15 protein-coding genes and 1 tRNA gene are annotated in these 19,747 nt (G+C 69.6%); 11 read left to right on the top strand and 5 right to left on the bottom strand.

Annotated features, from left to right (window positions below; all coding sequences use genetic code 11):
- Window positions 1-40: 40 nt before the first annotated feature.
- Together ACGFK0_RS17655 and ACGFK0_RS17650 are read right to left on the bottom strand one after the other, a co-directional pair.
- Window positions 41-358 (bottom strand): pilin, encoded by a 318-nt coding sequence (locus ACGFK0_RS17655; RefSeq protein ID WP_392905946.1) that lies wholly within the window; start codon window positions 356-358, stop codon window positions 41-43.
- Window positions 359-669: 311 nt separating this feature from the next.
- Window positions 670-1,506 carry a hypothetical protein gene (locus tag ACGFK0_RS17650; RefSeq protein WP_392905944.1) on the bottom strand — a complete coding sequence of 279 codons (837 nt, stop codon included), beginning with the start codon at window positions 1,504-1,506 and terminating at the stop codon, window positions 670-672.
- Window positions 1,507-2,000: 494 nt separating this feature from the next.
- On the opposite strand from ACGFK0_RS17650, the gene ACGFK0_RS17645 reads away from it, so the two are divergent.
- A complete protein-coding gene (locus tag ACGFK0_RS17645) occupies window positions 2,001-2,798 on the top strand; it encodes a hypothetical protein (protein WP_392905943.1) in 798 nt (265 codons plus the stop codon).
- 93 nt (window positions 2,799-2,891) lie between these two features.
- Here the strand turns inward: ACGFK0_RS17645 and ACGFK0_RS17640 are convergent, their stop codons facing one another.
- Complete coding sequence (locus tag ACGFK0_RS17640; RefSeq protein WP_392905942.1) at window positions 2,892-3,386, bottom strand: GNAT family N-acetyltransferase; 495 nt, start codon at window positions 3,384-3,386, stop codon at window positions 2,892-2,894.
- Between the two features lie 233 nt (window positions 3,387-3,619).
- Here ACGFK0_RS17640 and ACGFK0_RS17635 point away from each other — a divergent pair, with 233 nt between their 5' ends.
- From ACGFK0_RS17635 to ACGFK0_RS17625, 3 genes are all read left to right on the top strand, one after another.
- The gene (locus tag ACGFK0_RS17635; RefSeq protein WP_392905940.1) at window positions 3,620-4,525 is read left to right on the top strand and encodes a hypothetical protein; all 906 of its coding nucleotides are present in this window, start codon (window positions 3,620-3,622) and stop codon (window positions 4,523-4,525) included.
- Entirely contained in the window at window positions 4,522-5,409 is an 888-nt protein-coding gene (locus tag ACGFK0_RS17630) for a TRM11 family SAM-dependent methyltransferase (protein WP_392905938.1), read from the top strand. Before ACGFK0_RS17635 ends, ACGFK0_RS17630 begins: the two co-directional genes overlap by 4 nt.
- Window positions 5,410-5,733: 324 nt before the next feature.
- Window positions 5,734-7,452, top strand: coding sequence for a recombinase family protein (locus ACGFK0_RS17625; protein WP_392905937.1), 1,719 nt, complete (start codon window positions 5,734-5,736; stop codon window positions 7,450-7,452).
- Here ACGFK0_RS17625 and ACGFK0_RS17620 read toward each other — a convergent pair.
- Window positions 7,417-7,502 (bottom strand) — tRNA-Leu (locus ACGFK0_RS17620). The genes ACGFK0_RS17625 and ACGFK0_RS17620 overlap by 36 nt on opposite strands.
- A gap of 117 nt (window positions 7,503-7,619) precedes the next feature.
- Between ACGFK0_RS17620 and ACGFK0_RS17615 the strand changes: the two genes are divergently transcribed.
- The 3 genes from ACGFK0_RS17615 (at window position 7,620) to ACGFK0_RS17605 (ending at window position 11,189) form a co-directional block, all read left to right on the top strand.
- Entirely contained in the window at window positions 7,620-8,939 is a 1,320-nt protein-coding gene (locus tag ACGFK0_RS17615; protein WP_392905935.1) for a M20/M25/M40 family metallo-hydrolase, read from the top strand.
- Between the two features lie 175 nt (window positions 8,940-9,114).
- Entirely contained in the window at window positions 9,115-9,711 is a 597-nt protein-coding gene (locus ACGFK0_RS17610) for a hypothetical protein (protein WP_392905933.1), read from the top strand.
- Between the two features lie 173 nt (window positions 9,712-9,884).
- Window positions 9,885-11,189 (top strand): chaplin family protein, encoded by a 1,305-nt coding sequence (locus tag ACGFK0_RS17605; protein WP_392905932.1) that lies wholly within the window; start codon window positions 9,885-9,887, stop codon window positions 11,187-11,189.
- A gap of 224 nt (window positions 11,190-11,413) precedes the next feature.
- Here the strand turns inward: ACGFK0_RS17605 and ACGFK0_RS17600 are convergent, their stop codons facing one another.
- On the bottom strand, window positions 11,414-11,599 hold the full coding sequence (locus tag ACGFK0_RS17600; protein ID WP_021596264.1) for a DUF5703 family protein: 186 nt from the start codon (window positions 11,597-11,599) through the stop codon (window positions 11,414-11,416).
- 254 nt (window positions 11,600-11,853) lie between these two features.
- On the opposite strand from ACGFK0_RS17600, the gene topA reads away from it, so the two are divergent.
- The 4 genes from topA (at window position 11,854) to ACGFK0_RS17580 (ending at window position 19,663) form a co-directional block, all read left to right on the top strand.
- Complete coding sequence (topA, locus tag ACGFK0_RS17595) at window positions 11,854-14,559, top strand: type I DNA topoisomerase (protein WP_392905931.1); 2,706 nt, start codon at window positions 11,854-11,856, stop codon at window positions 14,557-14,559.
- A 28-nt stretch (window positions 14,560-14,587) separates the two neighbouring features.
- Window positions 14,588-16,660, top strand: a complete 2,073-nt coding sequence (gene tmk, locus ACGFK0_RS17590; protein WP_392905930.1) for a dTMP kinase — start codon at window positions 14,588-14,590, stop codon at window positions 16,658-16,660.
- 19 nt (window positions 16,661-16,679) lie between these two features.
- On the top strand, window positions 16,680-17,822 hold the full coding sequence (locus ACGFK0_RS17585) for a DNA polymerase III subunit delta' (protein ID WP_392905929.1): 1,143 nt from the start codon (window positions 16,680-16,682) through the stop codon (window positions 17,820-17,822).
- 233 nt (window positions 17,823-18,055) lie between these two features.
- Window positions 18,056-19,663 (top strand): S8 family serine peptidase, encoded by a 1,608-nt coding sequence (locus ACGFK0_RS17580; RefSeq protein ID WP_392905928.1) that lies wholly within the window; start codon window positions 18,056-18,058, stop codon window positions 19,661-19,663.
- Window positions 19,664-19,747 lie beyond the last annotated feature (84 nt).

Raw genomic sequence — 19,747 nt, 5'->3', positions numbered from 1 at the left:
GCACGTCTCCGCCGAACCCTGCGAATCCAGACCCGCATCTTCAGGACCCGACGATGTACTTGAGGATCTGCACCAGGATCGGAGCAAGCGCGGCGATGCCGTAACCGATGGCGGCATTGCGCAGCGTGCGTTTCCCCGCCTCGGCCTCGCCGGGATCGCCACCGGCCAGCAGATAGCGGACTCCGCCGATCGTGGCGAACAGTGTGGCCAGCGCGACCAGCAGACCGACAATGACATTGCGCAGGTTGGAGATGACCTCCTGAAGACGGGCATTGTCCGGCGGGGCGGAAGTAACGTTTGCCTCGGCCGCTGAAGCCAGCGTCGCGGCGATCACCAGGCCGCACACCAGAATGCCCACGCACCACAGCACAACCGCGGCAGCGAGACGACCCCGGCTCACTTCAGGCCGACGAGACGGAAGAAGATCGGACAACGGACGGATGCTCAACGGGCAGCCCTCCAGGCATGTGACGAGGCAGCGAGCAGAAATGGCGGCGATAGACACCGGTCAGAAGGTGAGAAACCACGGGGCGAAGACGGGCCAGGCCTTGCGGGTGTCCTCCTTCGGCAAGGGCACTCGGCGAACGGTCTGACGGATGGGGACCGGGTGACCATCCGGCCCGAACCCGTCTCCAACCCCGGGTTTCTTTCACTAAGTAACTGGACCGTTCACACCCCGGTTTTGGACATCAGCGATGCGAAGTCGTCCCGCAGACCCCCGTCGCGCATCGCGGCGACCAGACGCTTCTCCGCGCGGCTGCGGCGCTTCACCAGCGCCGCGTAAGACATCCCGAGCCGTTCGCCGAGGTCGCCCAGGTTCACGCCCTCCAGCCGGGTCAAAGTGATGATCTCGGCCTCGAACGAGGTGATGACGTCCTGCCGGACAGCCGACTCCAGGAGCAGATCCACGTGCCCCTCCGACGAGTCGGCGGGGTTGACCCGCGCCAGCGTGGACGGGTCCACCGGGATCACCTGCGCGTGCCAGTGGTAGGCGCGCTGGACGGCCTTGGCCGACCGCCCCACCAGCCGCTGCGAGATCCGGGGCTGCTCCAAGTCGATATCGTGCAGCGCCTCGCAGAACGCCGACAGCAGGTCACCGGCCACCCGTGAGGTGCCGGCCCCCGGGTCGCTCTCCAGGCCGCGCAGCCTGTTGCGCACGATCCCCTTCAGTCCGGGCAGCGCGACCCCGACGCATCCCATGACCCAGGACGAGCCCTGGTGGCGGGCGCGCAGCACCAGCTCCCTCCACACGGCGTCACGGGCCTGCTGCCCGGTGGACGGGTGCAGCAGGATCGCCCGGACCTCGTCCAGCGCGATCACGCGGGCGGGCAGCCCGTGCCCGAGCGCCGCGCCGTCCACCGACAGCGGAGCCGGGCCGCGCGTCAGCAGATCGAACGTCGCCTCCGCGACGTCCAAGACGTGCCCGACCCCGGCACCGGAACGGCGGGTCGGCCGGTCGGAGCGGTCGGCCGGACGGACGGCGGTAACGGTGCTGGCCATGGTCATGGAAACCCCCGAGAGATCGGTGAAGCGGTCACCGACATCTCGGCAGAGCCCATGTGCAGATCATGAGCAGATGATCAGTAAGCACCCTCGACCCGATGTGCTCATGATCTGCTCAAAATCGCTGTGACCTGCGAAAACGTGATCTGCTGAGCGTGTGCACATGCTGTCAGCGCCCTGAGGTCAAACGCACACATGTGTTGAGATCGTCGCTGACCTGCATGAACACCGCCGAGCAGGGTGCTGTATCAAGAAAGATCAAAACTCCGAGGCGAGCCGGTGCGGTCCTGGTGCGCCACCCGTGGAGCAACAGTCCCCGCAGTGCTCGGCGTGCCAGATCCAGCACCGTGCTGCCGCCGCCATGTTGACCTGTCTGTGGAGGCGGCGGCCGGCAACTACGTACCAAGGAGGAGAGACGGGGAGGAAGCGCGTTTCTTAAGGTGTCCGAAGCGGGCCATACCGCTCCTGGTAAATGCGCTGTCCCTAGGATCCCGGTCATGTCCTCTCCGTTTGATCTTGTGGATGAACTCGCTGCGGGCTTGGAGAACGCCGATGCTGCGTTTCGGTTCATATCCCGCTACTGCGCTGCGTGGACGACTCCGTTGGCCAGGCCGGACGCGTACTCCCTGGGGGAGGTACAGGAGGTTGAGCGGAGGTTGGGGATCGCTCTTCCGGCGTCGCTGAGGGAGGCGTTGCTGCTCTTCAGCAGGCGGTATGTCGGATCCGTCGATCCGGACCGCAGCCTCATGCATCGCCTGATAGGGGTCGAGCGCTTCGACATCGATGCGGACCTACGGGCGTTGATGTACCAGGCGGAGAATCAGGGGGTCTGGGAGCGCTATGTGCGCCTGGAAGACATGCATCTGGACGACCCTCCGACGTTCCAGACTACGAACGACTACTCTGAGTTGCGACCGTTCACCGATCGGTTGTCGGTGGCACTCTTAGATCTGGTGCTGCGCGAACACTGGTGGCACGACAAGCGTCTGATCGTTTACGGCGAGCTCCGGCAGGAGCAGATCGCCGATCTGGCCGACCGTTTCGAGGAACTGGCACTGTCCTCGGTCGTGCCCTGCTACGACTGGATCGTCCCCATGTCGCCTGATCGCTGGTTCCTGGCCCCCGAGGTCCTGGTGCATCTCGAACACACCATGGTCACGACAGAGCAGGAGTGGCAGAACGATCCGTGGGGGAGACGACGTCCGGGAACCGCCGCCAACCTCACCTTGCGCGGACGCACCTCGGAATCACTCCATGCCCTGATGCCCACCTTGCCCGAGCAGTGGTTCGCCTGACAGCAGCTCCTTCCCGAAATGCGGGACTCGGGCGACGCCTCGCCCGCTGATTGCCTGCCGGACTGTGCAGGTGCGCCCGAAGCGTTCAGTGCGTCATCCTGTCGCAGGGGAGAGTTGGAGCTGAAAGACGATGCGGTCGACCGTGGGTCCGTCGTAGTCGGCGACGGGGCCGATGACCGTGAAACCCATCGCGGTGTGGAAGGCGATGGAACCGTAGTTCTGCGGGGAGGTGATTGCCTTGACCTTCGTGCGATGCTCGGCCGCAACTAGATCGAAAAACTGCTGGTAAAGGCGACGAGCCAGCCCGTTACCGCGAAGATGGGGTGCGATGCCGACGGCGTGGATGTAGGCGGTGTCAGGCATCGAATGGGACAGGAGCCCGACGAGGAACCCCGCCAGGCCATCGCCGTCTTCAACTACCAGGCTGGTGCGATGGAAGTGGTCCAAGAACAGCCGGGGCAGAATAGACCTGATCGGCCGCCCCCACCAGTCATCCACCACACCGACGATGCGGCCGTAATCATCCGGCTCAGCCAGCCGCAGATGCACCCCCTGGTCCACGACCATGATCGTCCCGGCAACGCCCATCCACTGTCCAGAGTCCTTGGCGACTCATTCCGTTAGGACCTCTTAGCGGGATGGGATCGCGACGCTCCAGAGCGTACACAGAACACTCCATAGTCAGGCGAACACCGCTGGACAGCGCGACGGAGTGGTGACCTCCGACTGGAAATCGCGCTGGACGTGTCCAAAATCAGGCAGGGCGCCGTCCAGTTACTTGGTGAGACAGGGGACCGGGCGACCATCACGGGTCACCCGACATGACCAGCACCAACAAGCCGAACCCGACACCCGCCAGCAGCGCGCGGCAGCTTCTGCCGCTGTCCGTCTGGCTCTGCCCGGACGACACCACCGACCAGCCCGCCCACGACGCGCAGCCCTGCCAGGGCCCCGCCCACCGGGCACCACGCACCCGCGCCTGCGAACGGCACCAGGGCACCATCAGCTCCGGGCTCGCGCGCCACCTCATCACCACCGCCACCGGCGAAGGCGACGTCATCGCCGAGGCGTTCACCACGAACTCCGCCACCCTGCGCGCGGCGGCCGAACTCGACCGGCGCGCCGTCGCCTGCGTCCCGCACTTCCCGCTCGCCCAGCACATCGGCGCGCAGCTACGCGCCCACCTTCCGCACGAACACCTTGTACGTGTTGTGATGCGGCCCTGTCGCGCCGACCAGATGCATCTCGGCCTGGCCGACTACTCCGGGCAAGTTGCGCTGGTCATCGCGGCACCACCCACCGTCGGCAGCCGCACCACCGACGCGAAAGCGACACGGGCCCGGGGTGCGTGCCCGGCGTGCTTGTCGGACGTCTTGACCAACAGTGCCTTCCACGCTCGATCGTTCCTGCCAGCCGCCTACAGGGTGCTGCGGCCCGGTGGCCACCTCGCCGTCGTGACCACCGCCCGACACCACAACGGGCACCTCATCGACCCCGCACCGGCGATCATCCGCGAGGCCCGCAAGGCCGGGTTCCGCTACAGCCAGCACATCATCGCCGTCCGCGTCCCGGTCGAGGGCGACACCCTGCTTATCCAGGCCAGCCCGAGCAGCCTCGGGCAACTCCGCGACATACGCTCCCGGGCCCTGCCACCGGCGGCCCGCGTCCACGCTGACATCTGCATCCTCACGCGACCGGGCAACAGCGGCCAGGAAGGTGACCGATGAACACCAGCTCCCACACCGAGACCCGCAGGCTCGCGTCCGTGCTGCTCACCGGGCAGCAGCCCTCACGCCTCCAGCGCAAGGGCCGCTACACGCCCGAGTCGATGACGCACCCGGCCAAGATGCTTCCCGCGATCGCCGCCCAGGTCATCGCCGCCTACACCGAGCCCGGCGACCTGGTGATCGACCCCATGTGCGGCATCGGAACCACTTTGGTCGAAGCCGTCCACCAGGGACGCCACGCCATCGGGATGGAGTACGAGGCGCACTTCGCGGAGATGGCCGCCGGCAACCTCTGCCACGCCCGCGCCCAAGGTGCCATCGGCAGCGGGCATGTCGTCCACGGCGACGCCCGCAACATCGCCACCGCGCTCGCCGAGCAGGCCGGCACCGCCGCGCTGGTGCTGACCTCGCCTCCCTACGGGGCGACCACCCACGGGCAGGTATGCACCAGCCGAGACAACGGCGGCGGAAAGATCGACAAGTCCCACAACCGCTACTCCACCGACCGCCGCAACCTCGCCCACCGCCCGACCGCCGAACTCGTCGCCGGATTCGGGCAGATCCTCAACGGGTGCGCGGCGCTGCTGCGCCCCGGCGGAGTCATCGCCGTCACCGTCCGCCCCTTCCGCCTCGCCGGCGAACTTGTTGACCTGCCGGGCCAGGTCATCACCGTTGCCGAAAGCAGCGGCTTGGTTCTGGCCGACCGGTTCGCGGCCCTGCTGTGCGGACTCCGCGACGGGCAGATCGTCACCCGCGCTTCGTTCTTCCAGATGATCGAATCCCGTCGCCTCCGCGAACACGGCATCCCTGCCATGGCCACCGCCCATGAGGACCTACTGCTGTTCCAGGTACGCACCGAACTGCGTCCCGGAGGCGGTTGGTGAAGCTCCAGCGTGGTTCCGGTGAGGAGCCGGACTGCTCGCCGAGCATGTGGTCGCCGCGCAGTCCCGCGGGCTTGACGTGGCTTGACCTTGCCCAACGAGGTCGGGCTGGATCGACCGGCCGATTCCGGTTCGGCCGCGCCACCGGAACGGGCGGGGCGGTCACTCGATGAGCACCCCGGACAAGAGAAAACGACAGATCCGGGTCTCGACGCCGGATGAGCCACTACGGCTCACACCGGACGCGGCTCGCGTCCTGCTGCGGATTGTGCTCGACGCGCGCTCCCGCCCAGACCCGGATCCCAAGCGCCAACAGGAGAACGACGAATGACAGTGTCGAATGTGCCGCTGCCGCAGGCGGCCGTCCAGCAGCAGGGGTTGAGGTTCGCCTTCTACGGGCGGGTCTCGACCGAGGACAACCAGGACCCAGCCGCATCACGCGCCTGGCAGCTCCGCCGCGCGACGGGCCTCGTCGAGCCCAAGGGCGGAATGATCGTCGCCGAGTACTTCGACGTCGACAAGTCCCGCTCGATCCCATGGGCCCGCCGCCCGCAAGCCTCCGCGCTGATCGAGGCGCTCAAGAACCCTGTCCGTGACTTCGACGCGGTCGTTGTGGGCGAGCCGCACCGGGCCTTCTACGGCAACCAGTACTCGCTCACGTTCCCGCTGTTCGAGCACTTCCGGGTGCCACTGTGGGTACCGGAGGTCGGCGGCACGATCGACCCGGCCAACGAAGCCCACGACATGATCATGGGCGTCTTCGGTGGCCTGTCCAAGGGCGAGCGCAACCGGATCAAGATCCGAGTCCGTTCGGCCATGGCCGCGATCACCGCGACCGAGGGCCGCTACCTCGGCGGACGCCCGCCCTACGGATACGAGCTGATCGACGCCGGACCCCACCCCAACCCGGCCAAGGCAGCTGACGGCAAACGCCTCCGCCGTCTGATCCCGCATCCGGCCTACTCGCTGGTGGTGAAGTGGATCTTCGCCCAGTTCATCGGCGGGCGGGGCATCTTCGACATCGCCGAGGAACTCACCCGTGAGGGCGTCCCGTCCCCGTCGGCGGCCGACCCGACCCGTAACCAGCACCGGATCCAGGTGGCCTGGTCGAAGTCGGCCGTGCGGGTCATCATCACCAACCCGCGCTACACCGGCCGCCAGGTCTGGAACAAGCAGCGCAAGGACGAGGTCCTGCTCGACGTCAACGATGTCGCGCTCGGCCACACCACCAAGCTGCGCTGGAACGACCGGGACCAGTGGGTCTGGTCTGAGCAGCAAGCCCACGAACCGCTCGTCTCGGTTGAGGACTTCGAACGTGCCCAAGCCATCCTGGCCTCACGTGGGCACGGGCCCGCGACGCACAAGCCGCACCGGACCCGGCGCCCCTACGCGTTCCGAGGGTGCCTGCAGTGCGGATACTGCGAACGGAAGATGCAGGGCAACTGGAACAACGACCAGGCGTACTACCGGTGCCGGTTCCCGGCCGAGTACGCGCTCGCCAACAAGGTCGTCCACCCCAAGGTCGTCTACCTGCGCGAGGCCGAGATCATTGAGGACATCGACACCTGGCTCGTCACGGCCTTCTCACCGACCCGCATCAAGGCCACGATCGAGGCGATGACCGCGCAGGCCAACGTCACGGAGAACACGGCCGTCACTCAGCTCCGCAAGCAGCTCGGCAGCTGTGACCAGCGCCTCAATCAGTACCGCGCCGCACTCAACGCGGGCGCGGACGCCGTCCAGGTCGCGGCATGGATCAACGAGACCGAGCAGGAACGCGCCCGGCTGAAGGGGGAGCTGAACGCAATCCCCGCCGACCAGGCGGTCTCCAGCGAGGGACTCGCGGAGTTGCTGCAGCAGACCGGCGAACTCGCCCGCGCGGTCGTCCACGCCTGCCCGGACGACAAGGCGGATCTCTACGCGAAGCTCGGGCTGAAGATGATGTACTACCCGCAGAAACAACTAGTGGAAGCCAGGGTGGTCCCGACTTCCACATGTGCTAATGGTTTGTGTCCGAGGGGGGACTTGAACCCCCATGCCCCGTAAAGGGCACTAGCACCTCAAGCTAGCGCGTCTGCCTATTCCGCCACCCGGACCGGTTGCAGGCCGCAGCGTGGCTGCGGCCGGTTCACCATACCAAAGGAGACGAGTCGCGGCGAAGTCGATCGACGGGGCACCATGGGGGCCGACAGGTGAGGACGCGAGGCGCGAAGGTGATCACTGTGGGCCAGCAGCCGACCGCTGAGGACGAGGTCGTCCGGCTCTGCCAGGAGCTGATCCGGATCGACACGAGCAACCCGGGTGATCACTCGGGGCCGGGGGAGCGGGCGGCGGCCGAGTATGTCGCGGGAAAGCTCGACGAGGTCGGGGTGGAGTCGCGGATCTTCGAGTCGCATCCGGGGCGGGCCAGTCTCGTGGCGCGGATCGAGGGGGAGGACCGCGGGCGGGACGCGTTGCTGCTGCACGGGCATCTCGACGTGGTGCCGGCGCGGGCGGAGGACTGGACGCACGACCCGTTCGGGGGAGAGATCGCGGACGGGTGCGTCTGGGGTCGCGGGGCCGTGGACATGAAGGACATGGACGCGATGATCCTGGCCGTTGTGCGGCAGCGGCTCAGGGAGGGGCGCAGGCCGCCGCGGGACGTGGTACTGGCCTTCCTGGCCGATGAGGAGGCCGGGGGCAAGTGGGGGGCGCAGTGGCTGGTGAGGGAGCATCCGGAGTTGTTCGAGGGGTGCACCGAGGCCGTGGGAGAGGTCGGCGGGTTCAGTTTGACGGTGCCCGGGGACCGGCGGATGTACCTCATCGAGACGGCGGAGAAGGGCATCGCCTGGATGAACCTGACCGCCAGGGGGACCGCGGGGCACGGGTCGATGGTGCATCCGGACAACGCGGTGACGGCCGTGGCGGCGGCGGTCGCGAGACTGGGGTCGCACGAGTTTCCGGTGCGGCTGACGAAGTCGGTGCGGGCCTTTCTGGAGCGGGCGTGCACGGCGTACGGGGTGGAGTTCGATCCGGAGCGGCCGGAGAAGTGCCTGGAGGAGATCGGGCCGCTGGCGCGGATGATCGGGGCGACGCTCAGGAACACGCTCAACCCGACACGGCTGGACGCCGGATACAAGACGAATGTCATTCCGCAGAGTGCCACCGCACAGGTAGATGGACGGTTCCTTCCCGGATATGAGGAGGAGTTCTTCGCGGTAGTGGACGAACTTCTCGGGCCGGACGTTCAGCGGGATTTCGTTCACCATGACCAGGCGATGGAAACGGACTATGAGGGTGCGCTCGTCGCCGCGATGGAGGCGGCGCTGACCTCGGAGGACGCAGGTGCCCTGCCGGTTCCGTACTGCCTGAGCGGTGGGACGGACGCCAAGTCGTTCGCGCGGCTGGGCATGCGGTGCTTCGGCTTCGCGCCGCTGAAATTGCCCCCAGAGTTGGACTTTTCCGGAATGTTCCATGGGGTCGACGAGCGCGTTCCCGTAGACGGTCTGCGTTTCGGCGTCAGGGTCCTCGACAAATTCCTCGACCGCTCCTGAATTTGCCATTGCCAATGCGCTCCGTGGTGGTATCGTCACCGTTCGTTGAAGATGGTGTGGCGGCAGCGGAGGGTGTCCGGTGGTGGGTGGCGCGGCGCGGCTTCGGGGGGATTCCGTCCGGCTGCGCCGCGTCGTCGCCGGACGGGCCTGCCGGCGGCTGCTCGTCCTCGGCGGGTTGCTGATCGCGGGCTGGCTCCTCGGGTGTGCGGCGCAGTCCGCACATGCCGAGGAGAGGCCCGTCGCGGGGGTCGTCGCGACGACGCCCGTGCTCGGGGACGCGGTCGAGACCGTCCACCGGCACGAACCGGTGCGCCGGGTCGTGCGGGCCGTGGCGGCGAAGACGCCGGAAGACGTGAAGACGCCGGAGGACGAGAAGGCGACGCCGGACGCGTCGCCCCCTCCGGAGGTCCCGGACGTTCGAGAAATCGCGCACAAGGCCCGTCACACGGCCCGTGTTCCGGCGGTTTCCGCGACCGATCCGGTGCCCGTGGCGCATGAGCGCGCGCGGGCGGTTTCCAAGGTCGCTCAGTCGGCTCCGGCCGTCGGCCACGTGTCGCAGCGGGTCGATCGGCATCAGCCGTTCCAGGCGCACGACCGGCCGGACGGCAATTCGGCGTCCGGCGCTTCCTCCCCGCACGGTTCGACGGCGGGATTCCCGAACGTCGTCGCGTGGGCACCGACCCTGCCCCGCGCATCAGATGCGCATGTCTTCGATGGCGTTCCCCCGGCCGTCCGCACCGCCGCCGACGAGCCGTCCTTCGCGCCTGACTAACACCTGATCACAGGCTCCGGACGCGCGCCCGTGCGGCTCGGGCGCGCCCGTCCGGTCACTCGCCGTGCCCTCCGCACGGCAGATCTCACGACGCACCGGAGAAACCGTGCGTCTCCCCCTTTAATGAACGGAGCATCATGCGAACGCGCGCAAAAGGCACATCACGTGCAGCGGTGTTCGCCGCGGGCTTTGTCGCCCTCGGTGTCACCGCCGTCCCCTCCAACGCCTTCGCCGACGTCACGAGCGGCGCCGGCGGCATCCTGAGCGGCAACCAGGTCAACGCACCGGTCTCCGCTCCCGTCGACGTGAGCGGCAACGGCGCCTCCCTGCTCGGTACCACGTATGCCACGTCCCGCGGCGGCACCGAGATCCGCGAGCGCGACGGTGCCGGGCAGGAGACGTCCGGTGAACACGGCGTCGCCTCCGGAAACCAGGTCGACGCCCCCGTCTCCCTGCCGGTGAACGTCTGCGGCAACGGCGCCGGCGTGCTCGGGTACGCGGACGCGGGCTGCGACGGCGGCGCGAAGGTCAAGGGCGGCGGCAAGAGCGGCCAGGTCACCGACGGGACGGGTGGCGTCATCGCGGGCAACCAGGTCAACGCGCCGGTCTCCGCTCCCGTCAACGTGTGCGGGAACGCGGTGGCGATCGCCGGTGACGCGGTGGCCGGCTGCGAGGGCGGCGCCGGCGTCAAGAACGGCGGCAGCACCGGGGCCGGACAGGAGACGTCCGGCGTGTTCGGCGCCGGCGGCGGCAACCAGGCGAACCTGCCGATCTCCATTCCCGTCGACATCTGCGGGAACGCGGTCGGCGGCGCGGCGGCGGCTGCCTGCGCGGGCGGCGCGTCCGTCCGCAACGGCGGCCACCGGACGGGCGGGCAGGCGACCGGCGGCGACTTCGGCGTCCTCGCGGGCGACCAGGCCAACGCCCCGATCAGCGTCCCGCTGACCGCGTGCGGCAACGCCGCGGCGCTCGTCGGGCAGGCGGGGGCGTTCTGCGAGGGCGGCGCCCACGTCCGCAGCAGCTCGGGCGGCGACCAGCACACGTCCGGGACGGCCGGGATTCTCGCCGGCAACCAGGGCAACGCGCCGGTCACGGCACCCGCGGAGGTGTGCGGCAACGCCGCCGCCGCGGTCGGCCTCGCGTTCGCCCTCTGTCAGGACGGATCGGGCCACGGCGGCTACCACCCCTACTACCGGGCGACCGGCGAGCCCCTCCCCGCCACCGATGGCGCCCCGGTAGTCGGCGGCCTGAACGTGGCCGACGGCCTGTTCACGGTGACCGGCCTGCCCGCGAGGAACGCCCGGCCATCGACGCCGGGTGCGGGTGTGATCGGGCCGGTGCGGCAGGTCGCGGCGGAGGAGACGATCGGCCCTGAGCCCACGGCCGGGACGACGTGGACGTTCGGCCTGGCCGCGTTGCTGGCCTTCGCTGCCGGGGTGTCGCGGCCGGCCCGCGGGATCAGGTTCGGGCGCCGCTGAAGGGCTGAGGCCGCCGCGGCGTGGTGCGCCGGCGGCGCGGCGGTGAGCGAGACGCTTCGCCCGTCCCGGACGGCGCGGTCCCCCGGGACGGGCGAAGCCCTGTCATCCAGGCCAGGTTGTTCGGCCCTGTCACCTGGCCTGTCACCAGGCAATACGTTCACGTTGCGTCATTTGGAACGTACGTAGTGCTACGCTCCGGGCGGCGGGGACGGCGTCAGAACGTTTCAGAACGTGCGGACCGCGCGGATGACCTTACGGCGGAGCTGAATACGGCGGCGGCCGTCTGGGTAGAGGCGCAACCGATCGATTTCCCAGCCGCCGCGCTCCGCGTGCTCGGTCAAGATCTGCCGGGCGGTATCACGGGTGGTGCCGCGGGGCAGTGACAGGACGAGGTAGGTGTACTCCGCCATTGCGACCATTATTACTTGGTCTACCGGGGGTGCGGCACCGTACGGTGGCGACCCGGTCCGCGCGGCGCCCGGCGGCATGTCATCCTGTCTGGGGCGCGCGGCGGTGAGAATCCCGCCCCCGGGGCGGAACGACGGCGGTGAGGCGGCGGAAATGACCCGCGGGCATGAACGCGCCCTCATCTGACGTTGTAGCAAGCCGGTATGAAAGAGCCCGTGTAAGGCAACAGGACCAAGACAGCGAGGTTGGAGCGACTGTGCCAGCCAAGAACGGCACCGCGAACAGTGGCCGGGGCAACGGCGCCGGTACCCGCCTGGTGATCGTCGAGTCGCCCGCGAAGGCGAAGACGATCGCGGGGTACCTGGGTCGTGGGTACATCGTGGAGTCCAGTATCGGCCATATCCGGGACCTCCCGGGCAGCGCCTCGGAGGTACCGGCCAAGTACAAGGGCGAGTCATGGGCCAAGCTCGGCGTGAACGTCGAGCACGGGTTCGAGCCGCTCTACGTGGTCAACGCCGACAAGCGGCAGCAGGTCCAGAAGCTCAAGAAGCTGCTCGCCGAGGCCGACGAGCTCTACCTCGCGACGGACGAGGACCGGGAGGGCGAGGCGATCGCCTGGCATCTCCAGGACGTCCTGAGGCCGAAGGTCCCCGTGCACCGGATGGTCTTCAACGAGATCACCAAGGACGCGATCCAGCGTGCCGCCGCGAACCCGCGTGAGCTGAACATGCGGCTGGTGGACGCGCAGGAGACGCGCCGCATCCTGGACCGGCTCTACGGGTACGAGGTCAGCCCCGTCCTGTGGAAGAAGGTCATGCCGAAGCTGTCGGCGGGCCGGGTGCAGTCGGTGGCGACGCGGCTGGTCGTGGAGCGGGAGCGGGAGCGGATCGCGTTCGTCCCGGCCCACTACTGGGACATCGCCGCGCAGTTCGACACGGGCAAGGCGGAGGAGCCGAAGGTCTTCAAGGCCGGGCTCCTGTCCGTGGACGGCAAGCGGGTGGCGCAGGGCCGTGACTTCGCGTCGGACGGCACCCTGAAGTCGCGGGACGTGCTGCACCTGGACGAGGAGGCGGCGCGGGGCCTGGCGGAGCGGCTGCGGGGACGGCCGTACGAGGTCAAGTCCGTCGAGCGCAAGCCCTATACGCGCAAGCCGTATCCCCCGTTCCGGACGACGACCCTCCAGCAGGAGGCGAGCCGGAAGCTGAGCTTCTCCGCGAAGTACACGATGTCGGTGGCGCAGAAGCTGTACGAGAACGGCTTCATCACCTACATGCGAACCGACTCGATCACGCTGTCGGAGACGGCGATCACGGCGGCGCGGCGGCAGGCGGCGGCGCTGTTCGGCGGCGAGTACGTCCCGGACAAGCCGCGCGTCTACGCGTCCAAGGTGAAGAACGCGCAGGAGGCGCACGAGGCGATCCGCCCTGCGGGCGACACGTTCCGCACGCCGGGGGAGACGGGCCTGTCCGGTGACCAGTTCCGGTTGTACGAGCTGATCTGGAAGCGGACGATCGCGTCCCAGATGAAGGACGCGGTCGGCCAGTCGGTGTCGATCCGCGTGACGGGCCTGTCGACACGGAACGAGCGGGCCGAGTTCAACGCGACCGGTAAGACGATCACGTTCTACGGGTTCCTGAAGGCGTACGTGGAGTCCGCGGACGACCCGTCCACGGACCGCGACGACCAGGAGCGGCGGCTGCCGAACCTGGCGGAGGGCGACCCGCTGACCGCGAACGCCGTGGACGCGGAGGGCCACTCGACCCGCCCGCCGGCCCGCTACACCGAGGCCAGCCTGGTCAAGGAGCTGGAGGAGCGGGAGATCGGGCGCCCGTCGACGTACGCGTCGATCATCGGGACGATCCTGGCCCGCGAGTACGTGTTCAAGAAGGGCACGGCGCTCGTCCCGTCGTTCCTGGCGTTCGCCGTGGTCAACCTGATGGAGCTGCACTTCGGCAACCTGGTCGACTACGACTTCACCGCCCACATGGAGGACGGTCTCGACGAGATCGCCCGCGGCGAGGCGGAGCGCATCCCCTGGCTGTCCAGGTTCTACTTCGGCGACAACGGCGAGGAGGGCCTGAAGGAGCTGGTCGGCGACATCGGCGACATCGACGCCAAGGGCGTCAGCTCCTTCCCGATCAAGGGCTCCGACATCATGGTCCGGGTCGGCCGGTACGGGTCCTACCTCGACCGGGACGGCGAGCGCGTCAACATCCCCGACGACATCGCGCCGGACGAACTGACCGCCGAGAAGGCCGAGGAGCTGATCGCGCAGCCGTCCGGCGACCGGGAACTCGGCACCGACCCGGAGACCGGGCACACGATCGTGGCCAAGTCGGGACGGTTCGGCCCCTACGTCACCGAACTCCTTCCCGAGGCGGCCCCACCCGCCGAGGGGGAGAAGAAGCGGACGAAGAAGGCCGCCGCCGCCAAGCCGCGGACCGGTTCGCTCCTCAAGTCGATGTCGCTCGACACGATCACGCTGGACGACGCGCTGAAGCTGCTGTCGCTGCCGCGCACGCTCGGTGAGCTGGACGGCGAGCCGGTGACCGCGCAGAACGGGCGGTTCGGCCCGTACATCAAGAGGGGCACCGACAGCCGTTCGCTCGCCTCGGAGGAGGATCTGTTCACCGTCACGCTGGAGCAGGCGAAGGAGCTGTTCGCGCAGCCGAAGCAGCGCGGGCGCCGCGCCGCGGCGGCCGCGCCGCTGCGGGAGCTGGGCAAGGACCCGGCGAGCGGGGAGCCGGTCGTGGTGAAGGAGGGCCGGTTCGGCCCGTACGTCACCGACGGCGAGACGAACGCGAGCCTGCGCAAGGGCGACGAGGTCGAGTCGATCACCATCCAGCGCGCGGCGGAGCTGCTCGCTGAGCGGCGGGAGAAGGTGGCCGCGGGTGGCGGGAAGAAGAAGCCGGCGAAGAAGACCACAACGCGCCGCCGAACCTCCGCAAAGTCCGGCTCATAGGGACATCCACGCCGATACCCTGACCGACATGACCAGAACGGGCGCACCCCGGCCGCACCCCGCAGCGTCACCGCCGCCGGGCGTTTCGTCACATTCGTCGATCGGGCCGTTGCGGCGGCTCCGGTTCGCACTGTCGCTGTCCGGCCTCGGCCTGTGGCTCGCCGTCCCGGCACTGACCGCGACGGCCGTATCTCTGACCAGCGACGACGACGCCGCGACGCGCGCGCAGGCGGTCGGCGGCGTGCTGGCGCTGCTCCTGCTGCCGGCGGTGCTGCTCGCACCGCTCGGCGGCATGCTGGCCGCCCGCGCCGACCGCCGGCTCATGCTGATCATCGCCGATGTGCTGCGGCTGGTGGTCGTCGTGACGGTGCCGCTCGTGGACCTGCTGCCGTGGACGTTCGCCGCCGCGTTCCTCGTCGCCTGCCTGAGCCTGCTGTGGACGCCGGCGGCGCGTGCGGCACTGCCCGCGATGGCGCCGGACGAGGACCAGCGCGCCGCCGCGCGCCGGTCCGCGACCCGTGTCCTGTTCGGCCCGGCGCCGGTCGCGGCGCTGCTGTTCGCCGTCCTCGCGCTGATCGCGGACGGGACGCTCGGCCGCGGCTCCCGCGCCGACCTCGCCCTGTACGTGACCGGCGCCGTGTTCCTCGTCTCCGCCGCCGCCGTCGCGATGATCCCCGAGATCCCGGCGACGTGGCCGAACCCCGTCCCCGCGCCGCTGAAGTCGATCTTCCAGGGGCCGGGGACGGCCGCCGCGCGCGGTCTCGGCATCGCCGTCGCCGCGGTGTCCCTGACGGCGGGCGCGGTCGTCGCCGTCGCCCGGGTGCACACCGGCGGGCTGGGCGGCGGGGACGCCGGCTACGGCAGTGTCCTCGCCGGGCTCACGCTGGGGCTCGGCTTCGGGATGTTCCTCGGGCCGCGCGCCCTCGTCCCGTTCAGCCGCCGCCGGCTGCTCGGCCTCGCGGTGATCGCCGCCGCGCTCACGCTGATCGTCATCGCGCTCGTGCAGAACCTCGTCGTCGTCGTGTTCATGACGGCGTTCCTCGGGATGTTCGCCGGGGCCGCCTGGTCGAACGGCGTCGCCGCGGTCACCGACCCGGACGCGCCGGACGACACCCGCCCGTCCGCCTACCTGCGGTCGGTCGTCCTCGTCACCTCGGTGGTCACGGTCGCCGCCGTCCCGCTGATCGCCGGTGCGGCCGGCTCGCACCGCCTCGAACTCGGCGGCGGCGTCTACGACATCGACGGGCCGGGCATCGCGCTGCTCGGCGCGGCCGTCCTCGCCCTGCTGACGAGCCTCGTCGCGTACCGGCGGCTGGACGACCGGCGCGGCATCCCCCTCGTCCCCGACCTGCGCGCCGCCCTGCACGGCGAGATCTACACGCTGCCGGAGCAGGCCGCGGCGCTTCCGCAGCAGCCCGCCCACCGCGAGCGCGGCGTGTTCATCGCGTTCGAGGGCGGTGAGGGCGCCGGGAAGACCACCCAGGCGCGGCTGGCCGCGATCTGGCTGCGCGACCACGGCTACGACGTCGTCACCACGCACGAGCCCGGCGCCACCAAGATCGGTATGCGGCTGCGCGCGATGCTGCTGGACCGCGACACCACCGGCCTGTCCAACCGCGCCGAGACCCTCCTGTACGCCGCCGACCGCGCCGACCACGTCGCCAACGTGATCAAGCCGGCGATGGAGCGCGGCGCGATCGTGGTCAGCGACCGGTACGTCGACTCGTCCCTCGCCTACCAGGGTTTCGGGCGGCAGCAGGCCGTCGAGGACATCGCCCGCGTCAACGCGTGGGCCACGGGCGGTCTCGTCCCCGACCTGACGGTCCTGCTGGAGGTGCCGCCGCAGACGGGCCTGAACCGGCTGTCGGCCCCCGCCGACCGCATCGAGTCGGAGTCGCAGGACTTCCACGAGCGTGTCCGCGCCGGTTTCCACGCCCTCGCCGAGGCCGACCCGGACCGCTACCTGATCCTGGACGCGAGCCGCGCGCAGGGCGAGCTGAGCCGCGAGATCCAGTACCGCATCCGCGAGATCCTCCCCGACCCCGTGCCCGCCGGCACCGAGGACGCCACGAGCACCTTCCCGGCCATCCGGGACTTCTGACCCGGCTAGCCTCTTTCCCATGAGCGTGTGGGATGACCTGGTCGGGCAGGAACCCGTCGTGGCCGAGCTGTCGTCGGCCGCCGGCGGGACGGGCGGCGGCCTGGCGCACGCGTGGCTGTTCACGGGACCGCCCGGGGTGGGGCGGTCCGCGGCGGCGCGGGCGTTCGCGGCGGCGCTGCAGTGCGAGGAGACGCCGCGCGGCTGCGGGCACTGCGCGTCCTGCCACCAGGTTTTCCAGGGCACGCACGCCGACGTGGAGGTCGTCCGCCCGGCCGGCCTGTCGTACGGGGTGAAGGAGACCCGCGCGCTGGTGCTGCGCGCGGCGTCGTCGCCGAGCATGGGCCGCTGGCAGGTCGTGTTGTTCGAGGACGCCGACCGTGCCACGGAGCAGGCGGCGAACGCGCTGCTGAAGGCGATCGAGGAGCCCCCGGCGCGGACGGTGTGGCTGCTGTGCACGCCGTCGCCGGACGACCTGCTGGTGACGATCAGGTCGCGGTGCCGGCTGGTGACGCTGCGGACACCGCCGATCGCCGCGGTCTCGGACGTCCTCGTCCTGCGGGACGGCGTCGACCGGGAGACCGCGGACGTGGCGGCGCGGGCGGCGCAGGGGCACATCAGCCGGGCGCGGCGCCTCGCGACCGACCCGGAGGCGCGGCGGCGCCGCGCGGAGGTGCTGGCGGTCCCGCGCCGGCTGACGTCGGTGGGCCCGGCGGTCATGGCGGCGGAGGCGCTGGTCAAGGCGGCCGAGGCGGAGGCGAAGACGCAGGCGGAGGAGCTGAACGAGACGGAGACGTCCGCGCTGCGGCAGGCCCTCGGTGAGAGCGCCAAGGGACGGATGCCGCGGGGGACGGCGGGTGCGCTCAAGGAGCTGGAGGACCGGCAGAAGTCGCGCGCGACGCGCGTCAAACGCGATGCGCTCGACCGGACGCTCCTCGATCTGGCGTCCTACTACCGGGACGTGCTGACGCTTCAGCTGGGGGCGGGCAGCGACCTCGTGAACACCGAACTGGGCCCCGAGCTGCGGACGGCGGCGGGCGGCGGGCGTCCCGAGGACACCCTCAGGCGGCTGGACGCGATCATGGCGTGCCGGGAGCGGCTGGACGCGAACGTCAACCCCCTGCTGGCCGTGGAGGCGCTCACCCTCGCGTTGCGCACCGGGTGATAAGGGGCCTTACAGGAGCTCTGCTCATTCGTTACATTCTCGTACACGACTCTCAACAACAACGCGAGTAACGTCGCGTGGCTGATCAACAACCGACCCGGGCTATCCCCCCAACGGCCAGGAGGTCTGCTTTGCGGCGAGCCTTGATTTCCGCCGCGTGCGCCGTCACCACAGTGACGGCCCTCGCGTTCCCAGCGTCAGCGGCACCGAATCCCGAACAACCGAAGGGTGAGGTGTCGGAGTACGTCGTCCTTTACAAGGAGGGCGTCTCACCAGGCAGAGCTCACCACGCGGTGAGAGAGGCCGGAGGCAAGGTCGTCCACGAGAACCGTGACGTGGGCGTCGCGACCGTCCGTTCGGACAATCCGGAGTTCATCCGCGCCGCGATGCGCGAAAGGGCACTGGAGGGCGTCGCGCACAACCGGATCATCGGCAAGGCGCCGAAGAAGCCGAAGAAGAAGGCCGCGAAGGTCGAGGAGACCGTCGGGACCAAGGCGAAGGTGTCCCTCACCGGGAAGCCGTCCAAGGACACCGAGCCGCTCGCCGACCTGCAGTGGGACATGAAGCAGATCCACGCGACGGCGGACGGCTCGTACAAGAAGGAGCCCGGCGACAAGCGCGTGCTGGTCGGCATCCTCGACACGGGCGTGGACGGCGACCACCCCGACATCAAGGCGAACTTCAACCGACGCCTCAGCCGCAACTTCACCAAGGACATCCCGACCGACGCCAACGGCAACGAGGTCGACGGGCCCTGCGAGTTCACGTCGTGCGTCGACCCCAACGACTGGGACGACAACGACCACGGCACGCACGTCGCGTCCACGATCGCGTCGCCCCGCAACGGGATCGGCATGGCGGGCGTCGCCCCGAACGTGTCGCTCGTCAACCTGCGCGTCGGGCAGGACTCCGGCTACTTCTTCCTGCAGCCGACCGTCGACGGCCTCACGTACGCGGCCAAGCACGGCATCGACGTCGTCAACATGTCGTACTACGTGGACCCGTGGCTCTGGAACTGCGGCAACAACCCGGCCGACAGCCCCGAGGCCCAGCTGGAGCAGCGCACCATCATCAAGGCCACGCAGCGCGCGCTGGACTTCGCGCACGAGCGGGGCGTCACGCTGATCTCCGCCGCGGGCAACGACTTCGTCGACTACACGAAGACGAACACCGACTCCGGCAGCCCCGACTTCCCGTCCACGCCGGGTGAGGAGCCGTACGAGCGGACGATCCCGGCGAGCTGCGTGTCGATGCCGTCCGAGGGCGACCACGTCATCCCGGTGTCGTCGACGGGCCCGAGCGGCCGCAAGTCGTACTACAGCAGCTTCGGCGACGGTTACGTCGCGGTGGCCGCGCCCGGCGGCGACAAGGTCGACACGCCGGACCAGCGTCCGGACGACCGCGCCGGCATCTGGGCCGCCTACCCCGAGCGTCTCGCGAAGGCCCGCGGCGAGCTGAACGCCGATGGGACGCCGAAGGTGCCGTACCTCATCCGCAGCTGCGAGGGCGACGACTGCGCCTACTACCAGTCGATCCAGGGCACCTCGATGGCGTCGCCGCACGCCGTCGGCGTCGCCGCGCTCATCGTCAGCAAGTATGGGCACCGGGACCGGCGGCACGGCGGCCTCACCATGAGCCCGCGCCACGTGGAGGGCGTCCTGCGCGGCACCGCGACCGCCAAGGAATGCCCGAGCCCCCGGACCGTCGAGTACGTCTGGTACCGCAATGTGGACGGCGAGTGGGTGAAGCAGACCTCGACGCAGACCTGTGAAGGGTCGAAGGGGCAGAACGGCTTCTTCGGCAACGGCATCGTGGACGCGTTGAACGCCGTCCAGCGCTGACCCACCCCAGGCGCGGCTCCCGACCGGCGACGGTCGGGGGCCGCGTTCTTTCCATCAAGGCCGTGCCGTCGCGGGGTCGGCCAT

Origin of the sequence: Spirillospora sp. NPDC048823 (assembly GCF_043198445.1) — a bacterium.
Lineage (GTDB): Bacteria > Actinomycetota > Actinomycetes > Streptosporangiales > Streptosporangiaceae > Spirillospora.
This window is presented reverse-complemented; position numbering and strand designations above follow the sequence as displayed.